The 12,004-nt window shown below is 70.3% G+C and carries 14 protein-coding genes, 2 tRNA genes and 1 pseudogene; 10 read left to right on the forward strand and 7 right to left on the reverse strand.

Translation table 11 applies throughout. The features are described from left to right. Window positions 1-3 precede the first annotated feature (3 nt). A complete protein-coding gene (locus VH914_14615) occupies window positions 4-1,149 on the forward strand; it encodes a hypothetical protein (protein HEX4492440.1) in 1,146 nt (381 codons plus the stop codon). An 81-nt stretch (window positions 1,150-1,230) separates the two neighbouring features. Then, window positions 1,231-2,340, forward strand: coding sequence for a hypothetical protein (locus VH914_14620; protein ID HEX4492441.1), 1,110 nt, complete (start codon window positions 1,231-1,233; stop codon window positions 2,338-2,340). 2 nt (window positions 2,341-2,342) lie between these two features. On the opposite strand, the gene VH914_14625 is transcribed toward VH914_14620, so the two are convergent. Continuing rightward, complete coding sequence (locus VH914_14625) at window positions 2,343-2,669, reverse strand: metalloregulator ArsR/SmtB family transcription factor (protein HEX4492442.1); 327 nt, start codon at window positions 2,667-2,669, stop codon at window positions 2,343-2,345. An 82-nt stretch (window positions 2,670-2,751) separates the two neighbouring features. Between VH914_14625 and VH914_14630 the strand changes: the two genes are divergently transcribed. The 3 genes from VH914_14630 to VH914_14640 are packed head-to-tail and all read left to right on the forward strand — an operon-like array spanning window position 2,752 to window position 4,267. Then, window positions 2,752-3,174, forward strand: coding sequence for an ArsI/CadI family heavy metal resistance metalloenzyme (locus VH914_14630; GenBank protein ID HEX4492443.1), 423 nt, complete (start codon window positions 2,752-2,754; stop codon window positions 3,172-3,174). Further along, window positions 3,174-3,875 carry an MIP/aquaporin family protein gene (locus VH914_14635; GenBank protein ID HEX4492444.1) on the forward strand — a complete coding sequence of 234 codons (702 nt, stop codon included), beginning with the start codon at window positions 3,174-3,176 and terminating at the stop codon, window positions 3,873-3,875. Before VH914_14630 ends, VH914_14635 begins: the two co-directional genes overlap by 1 nt. Next, window positions 3,872-4,267: an arsenate reductase ArsC gene (locus VH914_14640; protein HEX4492445.1), complete on the forward strand. Its 396-nt coding sequence runs from the start codon at window positions 3,872-3,874 to the stop codon at window positions 4,265-4,267. The genes VH914_14635 and VH914_14640 overlap by 4 nt, the downstream gene beginning before the upstream one ends. Window positions 4,268-4,321: 54 nt before the next feature. Here the strand turns inward: VH914_14640 and VH914_14645 are convergent. Then, a pseudogene (locus tag VH914_14645) lies at window positions 4,322-4,978 on the reverse strand (low temperature requirement protein A). Between the two features lie 51 nt (window positions 4,979-5,029). Here VH914_14645 and VH914_14650 point away from each other — a divergent pair. Next, complete coding sequence (locus tag VH914_14650) at window positions 5,030-6,490, forward strand: NAD(P)/FAD-dependent oxidoreductase (GenBank protein HEX4492446.1); 1,461 nt, start codon at window positions 5,030-5,032, stop codon at window positions 6,488-6,490. Window positions 6,491-6,548: 58 nt separating this feature from the next. Here the strand turns inward: VH914_14650 and VH914_14655 are convergent. The 3 genes from VH914_14655 to VH914_14665 all read right to left on the reverse strand — a co-directional run bounded on the left by VH914_14655 (window position 6,549) and on the right by VH914_14665 (window position 8,105). Beyond that, window positions 6,549-6,625: transfer RNA gene (locus VH914_14655), tRNA-Lys, on the reverse strand. A gap of 45 nt (window positions 6,626-6,670) precedes the next feature. Continuing rightward, on the reverse strand, window positions 6,671-7,057 hold the full coding sequence (locus tag VH914_14660; GenBank protein ID HEX4492447.1) for a hypothetical protein: 387 nt from the start codon (window positions 7,055-7,057) through the stop codon (window positions 6,671-6,673). Between the two features lie 10 nt (window positions 7,058-7,067). Beyond that, window positions 7,068-8,105: a dihydrodipicolinate reductase gene (locus VH914_14665; GenBank protein ID HEX4492448.1), complete on the reverse strand. Its 1,038-nt coding sequence runs from the start codon at window positions 8,103-8,105 to the stop codon at window positions 7,068-7,070. 33 nt (window positions 8,106-8,138) lie between these two features. Between VH914_14665 and VH914_14670 the strand changes: the two genes are divergently transcribed. Both VH914_14670 and VH914_14675 read left to right on the forward strand, forming a co-directional pair. After that, window positions 8,139-8,504, forward strand: coding sequence for a TraR/DksA C4-type zinc finger protein (locus tag VH914_14670; protein ID HEX4492449.1), 366 nt, complete (start codon window positions 8,139-8,141; stop codon window positions 8,502-8,504). A gap of 32 nt (window positions 8,505-8,536) precedes the next feature. Next, window positions 8,537-9,463 carry a TIGR01777 family oxidoreductase gene (locus VH914_14675; protein ID HEX4492450.1) on the forward strand — a complete coding sequence of 309 codons (927 nt, stop codon included), beginning with the start codon at window positions 8,537-8,539 and terminating at the stop codon, window positions 9,461-9,463. Between the two features lie 2 nt (window positions 9,464-9,465). Here the strand turns inward: VH914_14675 and VH914_14680 are convergent. Next, a tRNA-His gene (locus VH914_14680) sits at window positions 9,466-9,539 on the reverse strand. 141 nt (window positions 9,540-9,680) lie between these two features. Continuing rightward, entirely contained in the window at window positions 9,681-10,271 is a 591-nt protein-coding gene (locus tag VH914_14685) for a YceI family protein (protein ID HEX4492451.1), read from the reverse strand. Window positions 10,272-10,369: 98 nt separating this feature from the next. On the opposite strand from VH914_14685, the gene VH914_14690 reads away from it, so the two are divergent. Both VH914_14690 and VH914_14695 read left to right on the forward strand, forming a co-directional pair. After that, the gene (locus tag VH914_14690) at window positions 10,370-10,861 is read left to right on the forward strand and encodes a MarR family transcriptional regulator (GenBank protein ID HEX4492452.1); all 492 of its coding nucleotides are present in this window, start codon (window positions 10,370-10,372) and stop codon (window positions 10,859-10,861) included. A 35-nt stretch (window positions 10,862-10,896) separates the two neighbouring features. Next, complete coding sequence (locus VH914_14695) at window positions 10,897-11,985, forward strand: NYN domain-containing protein (protein ID HEX4492453.1); 1,089 nt, start codon at window positions 10,897-10,899, stop codon at window positions 11,983-11,985. Window positions 11,986-12,004: the final 19 nt, after the last annotated feature.

A 12,004-nucleotide genomic window follows, 5' to 3' on the forward strand; every position in this document is an offset into this window, starting at 1 on the left:
GGGATGAAGAGGCTTTGCATCGGCGCGTCCGTCGCGCTGCTCACGGCGATGACGCTGGGCTCCGGTGCTGCGGCGGCCACGCCGGCGTGGCGCTTGCAGACGGTCAAGGCGCCCGCGGGCGCGACCGACGCCGACCTGCGCGGCGTGTCGTGCCCAGCTGCGACCGCCTGCACGACGGTCGGGGTGTACCTGGTCAACTTCACGAGCGGCGGACCGACCGCGGCGGGATGGGACGGCACGCGCTGGAAGGCGCAGCGCGTCGCCGCGACCGTGCCGACGCAGCTCGGCGGAGTGTCGTGCGTCGCGAGCACACAGTGCGTGGCCGTCGGGTCGAGCTACGACATGTCGACGTTCTCGAGCGCACCGGCCGCGGCCGTGTGGAACGGCACGAAGTGGACGGGCAAGAAGGTCCCGGTGCCCGCCACCGCGACCGGCGGGGGAACGCTGAACGGGGTGTCGTGCGCGTCGGCGACCGCCTGTGTCGCGGTCGGATCCGTGAGCGTCGCCGGCTCGGTGCCGCTCGCCGCGTCGTGGAACGGAACGCGATGGAAGCTGAGCAAGCCGCACGCGCCGAAGGCGTCGCCTTCGTCGGAGTTCTGGGGCGTCTCGTGCGCGACGAGCACGTCGTGCGTCGCGGTCGGTGAGTCGTACGACGCGTCGGGCACGAATTCCGTGCCGATGGCGCAGGTGTGGAACGGCAGTAGCTGGACGGTGCAGACCGTGCCGACGCCCGCCCACGCGTTCGCCGTGCAGCTCAACTCGGTGTCGTGCAGCGCGGCCGCGTCGTGCACGGCCGTCGGCTACTACCACCTCAATTCGGGTTCGGGCACCATCACACCGCTCATCGAACGGTGGAACGGTACGAGCTGGACCGTGCAGACGAGTGGGGTCGCGGTCGGCGTGCTGTGGGGCGTGTCGTGTGCGGCGAGCTCGACGTGCATGGCGGTGGGCGGCCTCGTGGGCGCCGCCGCGATCGCGCAGCAGTGGGACGGCACGACGTGGGTCGCGAAGACCGTGCCGACACCGGCCGGTGCGAGCAACCCGGGCTTGCGGAGCGTGTCGTGCACCGCGGCGAACGCGTGCACCGCGGTCGGGAGCGCGAACGCGAGCAGCGGCCATCTTCAGGACCTCGTCGAGCGGTTCTCATGACCTCGGCGCGCCGATAGCATCTCGTCGCGAACGAACGGGTGGCTTCTGGCGATGTGCGGGGTCAGGATGCGGAGACTGCAGGTGGGAGTGGTCGTCGCACTCGTGACGTTCGGTCTCGCCGCCGGCGGCGCGTCCGCAGCGACGCCCAAGTGGCGGATGCAGCACTCGTCGATGTTGGTGGGCGATCCGAACGCCTCGCTGATCGGCGTGTCGTGCGCGTCGACGACCGCGTGCACCGCGGTCGGCATGGGCTCGAGCCGCGCGTTCGCGGAGACGTGGGACGGTTCGCGTTGGACGCGCATGCGCACGCCGCGGGGCATCGCGCAATTCGACGCAGTGTCGTGCGCGGCGTCGACGCAGTGCATGGCGGTCGGTCAGACCTCCGCCGGCGCACCGGCGGTCATGTCGTGGGACGGGTCGACGTGGCGGCGGGAGCACGTCACGTTTGCCGCGCACTTCCAGGATGTGCGGTTCGCCGCCGTCTCGTGTGCGTCGACGACCGATTGCGTCGTCGTCGGCTCGGCCGAGGACCACACCCGATTCGCGGTCGTACCCGTCGCGCAACGCTGGAACGGGTCGTCGTGGTCCAACCTGCACGCGCGGGTGCCGAAGCGCACGATCCACAGTGAGTTCTACGGCGTCTCGTGCCCGGCGCCGACAACGTGTGTCGCGGTCGGTTTCCGAGAAGGGGGCACCGACCCGCAGCCGCTCGTCGAAAAGTGGGACGCCGGCGCGTGGAGCATTGCCCGCCCGACCGTGCCGGCCGACGCGGTCGACATCGTGCTCGCGTCGGTCTCGTGCCCGTCGACCTCGGTGTGCACGGCGGTCGGCAGCTACGAGGAGCACACGTTCGGTGGAACGTTGGCGACGCTCGCGGAGCGCGGGGACGGATCGACGTGGACGATTCAGCCGACGCCGCCGCCGACCCTGCAAGCCGGCGTGTTCTTCTCGAGCGTGTCGTGCGGTTCGACGTCGTCCTGCGTTGCGGTCGGACCCTTCGACGAGTCGGCTGACGCGTTCGCGGAGCGCTGGGACGGCTCGACCTGGGCCGTCGAGCACGTTCCGGTCGGCGCTTCTTCGATTCCGAATCTCGAGACCGTGTCCTGTGCCTCCGATTCGGTGTGTACCGCGGTTGGCTCCGCAACCGGTCGCGACGGGCACGAGGTGCCCCTGATCGAGCGCGACTCCTGACGTCAGCGGAGCGAGTCGCGCAACGCCGCGACGCGCTCCGGCACGACGCTCCACCACATCCAGCGACCGCGCTTCTCGCCGACGATGAGTCCGGCGTCGGCGAGCGCCTTCGTGTGATGGCTGATCGTCGGCTGCGACTTGCCGAGCGGTGCTTCGAGATCGCACGAGCACACTTCGCCCGCGGACGCGACGAGATTCAGCAGCCGGAGCCGTACGGGATCCGAGAGCGCGGCGAACGCGTGCGCGAGCTCGACCGCATCGCGCTCGCGCAACCGGGCAGTGAGGAGCGGGCCGCAGCAGGCGTCGGCCGTTCGAGACTTCGTCGGCATGCCCACACTCCATGTATTGACAGATATCGATGGATTCGCGAGGATCGATCAATCGATCACTGCCAATCTATCGGAGACGCCCATGTCGCGTGTACAGCTCGCCCTCAACGTGTCGGACCTCGACGCCGCGGTCGCGTTCTATTCGAAGCTCTTCGCGACGGAACCGGCCAAGCGCTATCCCGGATACGCGAACTTCGCGATCGCGGAGCCGCCGCTCAAGCTCGTGCTGATGGAAGGGCCCGGTGCACCGGGCACGCTCAATCACCTGGGCGTCGAGGTCGAGTCGACCGACCTGGTTGCGGCGGCCGACGCGCGACTGCGCGCACAGGGGCTCGAGTGCGCGACCGAAGAAGAGGTGTCGTGTTGCTACGCAGTGCAGGACAAGGTGTGGGTCGACGCTCCCGATGGCGAGCCGTGGGAGATCTACACCGTGCTCGCCGACGCGGAAGCCGATGACGGCCGCTGCTGCGACGGCGCGCCCGAATCCACTGCTCGCTGTTGCTGATCGAGCGCGACCTCGCGCGCCGCGCGACCGCGGAGGCCGTCGGCACCGCGTTCCTCGTCGCGATCGTGGTCGGTTCCGGGATCGCGGCGCAGCGGCTCTCGCCGGACGATGTCGGCCTGCAGCTGCTCGAGAGCTCGATCGCGACGGGCGCCGGTCTGGTCGCGATCATCCTCGCGTTCGGGCCGGTTTCCGGCGCCCACTTCAATCCCGTCGTGACGCTCGCCGACCGATTGCTCGGCGGCATCTCGACCCGCGCCGCGTGCGCGTACGTCGGCGCGCAGATCGCCGGCGGCTGTGTCGGCGCCGTCGTCGCGAACCTCATGTTCGACCTGCGCGCGATCAACATCTCGACGCACGCGCGCTCGTCGGGCGGGCTGTGGTTGGGTGAGCTCGTCGCGACGTTCGGATTGTTGCTCGTGATCCTCGGCGTCGCGCGCCGTGGTCGCGATGCGCTCGCGCCGTTCGCGGTCGGCGGCTACATCGCCGCCGCGTACTGGTTCACGTCGTCGACGTCCTTCGCCAACCCCGCGGTCACGATCGCGCGCACCCTGAGCAACACGTTCGCGGGCATTCGGCCGTCGTCGGCGCCACCGTTCGTCGTCGCCGAGATCGCCGGCGCGCTCGGCGCCGTCGCGCTCGCGCGCTTCCTCCACCCCACGGTCGTCGACGCCGATGTCGTGTCGCCCGAGCGGGCGTCATGAAGTCGGTGCTGTTCCTCTGCATCCACAACGCCGGTCGCTCGCAGATGGCGCTCGGCTGGTTCGAGCACCTCGCGCACGGCCGCGCGCGGGCGGGGTCCGCCGGTTCCGAGCCGGCGGATCGCATCAACCCGGTCGCAGTCGCGGTGATGCTCGAAGCCGGCATCGACATCCGCGCCGAATGCCCGAAGCCGTGGACCGACGACATGTTGCGCGTCGTCGACGTCGTCGTGACGATGGGTTGCGGCGATGCCTGCCCCTACTACCCGGGCACCCGCTACGACGACTGGCCGATTGACGACCCCGCCGGTCGGAGCATGGAGGTCGTGCGCCGGATCCGCGACGAGATCCGCGAACGCGTCGTCGCGCTCCTCGAGGAGCTGGGCGCGGCGTAACGCGCCGGGCGCCGGCCGCGGATCTGCGCGCGCACCTCGCGGTAGCGCGGCGGCGATCACGTCCGCGTCGAGGCGCACGGCGGCTGCGCCGACGCCGAGCGCAACGATCGACTCGCCCAGCGCGATGAGGACGATCTCGCCGAAGCGCTCGACGAAGTGGTCGGGTGAGAGTCGCCAGCCCCGCATGTTTCCGAACAGCACACCGCCGTAGTCGATGGCGACCGCGGCGGCCCAGCACGCGAGCTTCGCGGAGCCGTCGAGGAACGCGGCGGCGACGAGGAACACGCCGCCGAGCGCGACCGTCGGCACGACGCGCAACACCGCGCCCAAGAGGTCGCGGTCGTCGCGTCCCGCGAGCGCGTAGAGCACGAGGTGGAAGCCGCGCACGACGATGTACGCGACCGCGAACGTCATGCCGTCGCGCCCGAACGCGCGCGGTGCCGCGAGCGATGTCACGAGCATCGCCGCGATCGCCGCGAGCATCGCGATGCGCACACCGCCTTCGTCGGGGTCGAGCGTGTTCGTCAGCCACGCGTACGCCGACCACGCCCACCACAGGATCGCGAGCAGGAGCAGCGCGCGTAACAAGCCGACCCAGTGCGGATCACCCGTCAGCAGACGCGTCACCTGCGTGATGGCGAAGACGAAGACCAGATCGAAGAACAGGTCGAGCGGTGTGACCTGCTGCGCGACGTCCATGTCCTCGCTCATCGCGGCCTCACGCCATTCGACTGGATGATCGAGCCATGAAAGGCTGGTGCGATGTCAGACGGGCGCGACATCGTCATCATCGGCGCGGGGCCGGCGGGGCTGACGGCGGCGTACGTCCTCGGCAAGCGCGGTGCGACGAGCACGGTCGTCGAGTCGGACACGGTCGTCGGCGGCATCAGCCGGACGGCTCGGGCCGACGGTTGGCGTTTCGACATCGGCGGCCACCGTTTCTTCACCAAGGTGCGGGCGGTCGAGGACTTGTGGTTCGAGATTCTCGGTCCCGACGACTTCCTGAAGCGACCCCGGTTGAGTCGTATCTACTACCGCGGCAAGTTCTACGACTATCCGATCTCGGCGATGAACGCGCTCCGCAACCTCGGCCCGATCGAGGCGGTGCGGTGCGTGCTCTCGTATCTCTGGGTGCGCGTTCACCCGCCGAAAGATCCCTCGACGCTCGAGGGTTTCGTCGTGTCGCGTTTCGGTTGGCGGTTGTACCGACACTTCTTCAAGACGCAGAGCGAGAAGGTCTGGGGCGTGCCGTGCACGGAGATCCAGGCCGACTGGGGTGCGCAGCGCATCAAGAACCTGTCGCTGTTCCGCGCCGCGTGGGAGGCGTTGAAGCCGCAGTGGGTGCGCACGCGGACGTCGAAGGCGAATCAGGTCACCAGTCTGATCGAGGAGTTCAACTACCCGAAGTACGGGCCGGGGATGATGTGGGAACGCTGCGCCGAGCTCGTCACGAGCGCGGGCACGACGATCGACTTCGAGACGGCAGTGTCGGCCATCGAGCATCGCGACGGGCGCGCGATCGCAGTGGTCGCTTCGTGCTCGGGTGAGACGCGGCGCTACCCGTGCACCGACGTGATCTCGTCGATGCCGATCGGCGCGCTGGTGCGCGGCTTCGATCCGCCGCCGCCCGAAGAGGTGCTCAAGGCGGCCGACGCGCTGCGCTACCGCGACTTCATCACCGTCGCGCTGGTCGTGCCCGAGGCGGTCGGCTTCCCCGACAACTGGATCTACGTGAACGACGCGTCGGTCGAGGTCGGTCGCATCCAGAACTTCGGCCGGTGGTCGCCGTATCTCGTGAAGGACGGCCGCACGTGTCTCGGCCTCGAGTACTTCGTGTGGGAGGGCGGCGACACGTGGATGCGCAGCGACGCGGACCTCATCGCGCAGGGAACGCGTGAGCTGCACGACATCGGTCTGCTTCCCGACCCCGGCGTGGTCGAGGAGGCGTTCGTCGTGCGGATGCCGAAGGCGTACCCGATGTACGACGCGGCCTACAAGGAGAACGTCGCCGTGCTGCGCTCATGGCTCGAGCGGCACGCACCGAACGTGCACCCGGTCGGCCGCAACGGCATGCACCGCTACAACAACCAAGACCACTCCATGCTCACCGCGATGCTCTCGGTCGAGAACATCTTTGGCGCACACCACGACGTGTGGAACGTGAACGTCGAGCAGGAGTACCACGAAGAACGCACCGCCGCGCCGCCGCACCCGAACCAGTAGCGCGGCGGTCATGCGGCCGCCTCGACACCAGAAGTGTCCACGTCAGCGCGGTCGTTGCTGGTACGCCCCCCGGGACTCGAACCCGGAACCTGCGGATTAAGAGTCCGACGCTCTGACCAGTTGAGCTAGGGGCGCAGGTATTACGAACCGCTCACTGTAGCAAGTCGCTCTGGCGACGACTCAGTGTGACGCGCGCACCGTGGCGACGCGTTTCCGCCAGCCGCGCAAGCTCAAGTACCCGATGCCGCTCCAGAGCGCCATCGAGAAGAGCGTCGCCTCGATCTGATGCCGCGGCCACACGGGGAGCGCACCGGCCGCCGCGTACAAGCCGATGTAGACGACCGGATGATCGAACAGCCAGATCTCGGAGTAGGCGTAGACGTCGTCGAACCTCTGCGGCATGAAACCGCGGACGACGAGCACGGTGACGCCGACTGCGCCGCCGATGATGGCGCCGACCACGCCCGCGCCCCAGAGCCAGAGCACGATGGCGACGCAGGACGCGCACAACCACGCGACGAGCAGCGTCATCAACCAGCGCTTCGCGCCCGCCCACATCCCCGCCACGGCGGAAACGCTACTCCCGAGAGCGCGGCAGGATCGGCGGGAGGTCGGCGGTCGAGAGGATGCCGGGCCGCGCCGCGCAGACGTACGGGATCGCGTTGACGGGCCGGTTCGCGGTGTACGCCGGTGTCGTCTCACCGAGCGCTTCCACCGCCACGGGAAACGGGAGCGCGACGTCGAGCGGCGCGTCGCCGTGCACCTGCACGCGCCATCCGGTCGGGCGCAGGTCCCACGCGGGCTCGACGTCGGTGAGGCAGTACCACGTCGGTGCGAAGCGAACGACGACGTCGCCGCGGGCGCGCCCCACCAGCTGTGTGCGCTGCGCGGCGACCGAGCCGCGGGCCAACGGTCCGGCCGCGATCGTGGTGTCGCCGCGCGCGACCGCGACCTCGCCGTTGCTCGACCACGCGTCGACCGGCCGGCCCGCGGCCTCGGCGAGCTCCTCGAGCGCGGGCCGGAACGCGGCGAGCAGGTGCGCGGCCCGCGCCTCCGAGGACGCGCCCGGCGGACGACCGAAACCCATGATGTCGAACAGCAGCTCGGGCGACGCGCGCTGCGAGAGATCGGCGAACTCCTCGATCTCGATCCCGTCGCAGCGTCGCTGCAGCGACAAGAGCGCGTAGGGGAGCGCGTCGGTGATGAATCCCGGACTGCTGCCCGTCGCGTAGACCGACGTGTTCCCACGCGCGCACGCGTCCTCGATGCGCTGCCGCGTCTCGGCGTCGAGCGCGCGCCCGCCGGCGGACAGATCGCCGCACGTCGTGACGACGTTCGTGCCCTGTTCGAGGAACGGCAGCACGTCGTCGAGCGCGAACGCACGCGCCATGTAGAGAACGCAGTCGGCCGACAACGTGTGAACCGCCGCGCGATCGCTCGTCGCCACCACCCCGACGGGCGGCTCGCCACAGAGTGCGCCCGCGTCGACGGTCGCCTTGCCGTCGTCGTACACGAACACGCCGACGAGCTCGAGGTCGGGGTGACGGATCACCTCGCGCAGCGCACGCGTCCCGATGTTGCCCGTGGCCCACTGCACGACTCGCACCGGCTTCACGCGCGCGCACCGTACCCGCGGGATCATGACGGCGTGAGTGACGAGATCCGTGGCCACCTCGACGTCGAACGAGCCCGTGCCGACGCACAGCTCGCCGCGCTCACGCGTGAGTTCGACGCGATCGTCGCGGCCGCCGCGGCCGATCCGCCCGACGACGAGCACGATCCCGACGGCGCGACGATCGGGTTCGAGCGCGCGCAACTCCAATCCCTCATCGACACGACGAGGCAACGTCGAAGCGACCTCGACGCCGCGCTCGCCCGGCTCGAAGCCGACGAGTACGGGCGCTGCGAGCGCTGCGGCGCCGCGATCCCCGCCGCCCGCTTGGCCGCGATCCCGACCGCGACGCGGTGCGTCATCTGTGCCGCGGATACGAAGGGCCGCCGGCGCGCGCCGTAGCGTGAACGACGAGTCGTCCTGGAGGTAGGTCCGTGCGCGTCGTCGTCACCGGATCATCGGGCTTCATCGGTACCGCGCTCACGAGCGCGCTCGAACAGCGCGGCGATCGCGTCGTCAGGCTGACGCGCGGCGGCGCGACCAGTGCCGGCCCGACGTGGGATCCCGACAACGGCACGATCTCGACCCTCGCGTTCGAAGGCGCCGACGCGGTCGTGCACCTGGCGGGCGTGGGCATCGGCGACAAGAAGTGGTCACCCGAGCAGAAGCGCGCCGTGCTCGACTCGCGCACGAAGGGCACGACGTTGCTCGCGCGCACGCTCGCGGAGCTGCCGCAGCGGCCGCCCGTGCTCGTGAGCGGTTCGGCCGTCGGCTACTACGGCGACGCGGGCGACGCCGTGCTCGACGAGTCGAGCCCGAACGGCGACGATTTCCTGGCCGACGTGTGCCGCCAGTGGGAGGCGGCGACGGAACCGGCCGCCCAGGCCGGCATCCGCGTGGTGAACCTCCGCACCGGCATCGTGCTGCATCCCGACGGCGGCGCGTTGAAGCGCTTGCTCACGCCGTTCCGCCTCGGCCTCGGCGGGCGCGTCGCGAGTGGCAAGCAGTGGATGAGCTGGATCGCGCGGCCCGACGAGATCGGGGCGATCCTCCACGCAATCGACCACGACACCGTGGCCGGCCCCGTGAACCTCACCGCTCCGAACCCGATGACGAACGCGCAGCTCACGAAGACCCTCGGCCATGTGCTCCACCGGCCGACGGTGCTGCCGACACCGCTGCTGCCGCTCAAGATGATCTACGGCGCCGAGCTCGTGCACTCGCTGCTCGTCATCGGTCAGCGCGCGCTGCCCCGCGGGCTCGAAGCGACCGGCTACGCGTTCACGTATGCCGATCTCGAGACCGCGCTGCGCGCCCTGCTCGCGCCGATGCCGGCCGGAGAAAACCGGCCGGCATCGTGAAGGGTGACTGAGGGGACTCGAACCCCCGGCCTTCGGGACCACAACCCGACGCTCTAACCACCTGAGCTACAGCCACCAGGACGGCCCGGGAGTGTACCGGAGCCGCTTCGAGCGGAGCCCTATCGATGCGCCTGAACGGGCGGGCCGCGGTGCGGCCCGCCCGAGACGGGGGCTGAGGCGTCAGGAGCGGCGAGCGGATCGAGCGCGACCAGAAGGCTCAGGCCGCGGCCGCGGGTGTCGCCTGCACCTCGAGCTCGATGCGCACCTTCTTGCCGATGAGCACACCGCCGCCTGCGAGCGGCTGGTTCCACGTCAGGCCGAAGTCCTCGCGGTCGATCTCCGTCGACGCCGAGAAGAACGCCTTCGTGTTGCCCCACGGGTCGCTCGCGACGCCGCCGAACTCGACGTCGAGCACGGTCGGTCGCGTGACGCCGTGGATCGTGAGGTCGCCGTCGACGCGCCACGTGCTCGCGCCGGTCGGGCGGATCGCCGTCGAGTGGAACGTGAGCGTCGGGTACTGCTCGACGTCGAGGAAGTCGGCGCCGACGACGTGGCCGTCGCGACCCTCGTCGCCGGTCGAGATGCTGCCGGCCTGGATCGTCACGTCGACGCGCGAGTCCTCCGGGCGCTCGGCGATGTCGATCGCCGCGTCGTAGTCGAGGAAGCGACCGCGCACCTTCGTGACCATGAGGTGACGGGCGACGAACTCGACGGTGGAGTGGTGGTTGTCGACCGACCAGCGGCCGGTGGTGGGGACGGTGCGGTTCTCGACGACGCGGGTGGCGTCGACGGTGGTGGTCTCGGCCATGATGGGCCCTCCCGAGGGATTGTTCAGATTTGGACTATCTGGATCTGGACAACTTGGCGGACCGGCCGGCTATTCCCACCCCTCCGTAGACTTTCCCGATGGCTCCGAAGCGTTGGCTCACCGACGACGAGCAGGTGTCGTGGCGGGCCTTCCTGAGGGGCACGGCGCTCCTGCTCGAGCGGCTCGACGCGGAGCTGATCGAGGCCCACGGGCTCACCGGTTCCGACTACGAGATCCTCGTCGCCCTGTCGGAGGCGCCCCGGGGAGGGGTCCGCATGGCCGAGCTCGCGGAGCGGGCGCTGGTCTCCAAGAGCCGGCTCACCTACCGGGTCGACCGGCTCGTCGCCGAGGGGCTCGTGGAGCGGCGCCCGTGCCCGTCGGACCGGCGGGGCTCGCTCGCTGCGCTCACCCCGACGGGGCGCCGCAAGCTCGAGCGCGCGGCGGCCACGCATGTCGACGGCGTGCTCGCGCACCTCGTCGAGCGCGCGTCGGCGCGCGACTTCGCGGTGCTCGGCCGCGTCTTCGGCTCGGTGGCCGAGGCACTCGACGCGCACGCGGCCGACGCCGACCTCGACTGCGGCACACGGTGACCGATCCCGGCGCGGTGCCGTCGTACAGTGCGCCGGTGGACGAAGAACGCATTGCGCTGTTCCTCGATTTCGAGAACCTCGCCATCGGCGCGCGTGAGTACCTACGCGGCGCGGCGTTCGACTTCGCGCCGATCGCCGAGGCCGTCGCGGATCGCGGGCGCATCGTCGTCAAGCGCGCGTACGCCGACTGGGCGATGTTCGAGGACGGACGCCGTGCGCTCGCGCGCGCGAACGTCGAGCTGATCGAGATCCCGCAGAAGCTCGGCGCGGTACGCAAGAACGCGGCCGACATCAAGCTCGCGGTCGATGCCATCGAGCTCGCGTTCGAGCGCGACTACATCACGACGTTCGTGCTCTGCACCGGCGACTCCGACTTCACGCCCCTCGTCGCCAAGCTGCGCGAGCTGAACAAACGCGTCATCGGCATCGGCGTCGCGGGCTCGACGTCGGCGTTGCTGCCGCCCTCGGTCGACGAGTTCCTCTTCTACGACCGGCTCGAGGGCATCGAGCCCGGGCCCACGCCCGCGAAGCGCGACGGGGCGGCGGCCAAGTCTTCGCGCGCGCGGGGCGCACGCGCCAAGACCGCGGCCGCGCCGGCCGAGGCCAACGGCGAGGAGAGCGCGACGGTCGCGCCGCCCGACACCGCCGCGCTGCAGACGCTCGTCGCCCGCACGCTCGGCGGGCTCCAGCGCAGCGGTACCGAAGGTGTTCGCGCCTCCGCGTTGAAGCGGGCGATCCTGCGTCGCGACCCGACGTTCAACGAGGCCGATCACGGCTTCCGCGCCTTCGGTGAGCTGCTGCGCAGCCTGGAGGCGAGCGGCGTGGTCGCGCTGCGGCCGGGCGGCGCGCAGGGCGACCCCGAGGTCACGCTTCCCGACCGCGTCGGCGGTGAGGACGAAGCCTTCGCCCTGCTCGCCGATGTCGTCGGTCAGCTCCAGAAGCGGTCGGGCTCGCCGCACCTCTCGGGCCTCAAGGACCGCATGCGCAAGCGCGAGACCGACTTCACGGAGAAGCGCTTCGGCTACTCGAACTTCCTCCAGTTCGCCAAGGCCGCGAACGCGCGCGGCATCGTCGCGCTCGAGTGGGACGACGACGCCGACGACTACCTCGTCCGCGTCCCGTAAGCGGGTGGGCTGGTCGGTA

It is taken from the genome of Acidimicrobiia bacterium (genome assembly GCA_036271555.1).
In the GTDB taxonomy this organism is placed as follows: Bacteria; Actinomycetota; Acidimicrobiia; order IMCC26256; family PALSA-610; genus DATBAK01.

Bases quoted from the DNA above. Each gene is read 5' to 3' on its own strand.
- VH914_14615 (HEX4492440.1), top strand. From the start codon at position 4: ATGAAGAGGCTTTGCATCGGCGCGTCCGTCGCGCTGCTCACGGCGATG.
- VH914_14625 (HEX4492442.1), bottom strand. From the start codon at position 2,669: ATGCCGACGAAGTCTCGAACGGCCGACGCCTGCTGCGGCCCGCTCCTC.
- VH914_14630 (HEX4492443.1), top strand. From the start codon at position 2,752: ATGTCGCGTGTACAGCTCGCCCTCAACGTGTCGGACCTCGACGCCGCG.
- VH914_14640 (HEX4492445.1), top strand. From the start codon at position 3,872: ATGAAGTCGGTGCTGTTCCTCTGCATCCACAACGCCGGTCGCTCGCAG.
- VH914_14650 (HEX4492446.1), top strand. From the start codon at position 5,030: ATGTCAGACGGGCGCGACATCGTCATCATCGGCGCGGGGCCGGCGGGG.
- VH914_14685 (HEX4492451.1), bottom strand. From the start codon at position 10,271: ATGGCCGAGACCACCACCGTCGACGCCACCCGCGTCGTCGAGAACCGC.
- VH914_14690 (HEX4492452.1), top strand. From the start codon at position 10,370: ATGGCTCCGAAGCGTTGGCTCACCGACGACGAGCAGGTGTCGTGGCGG.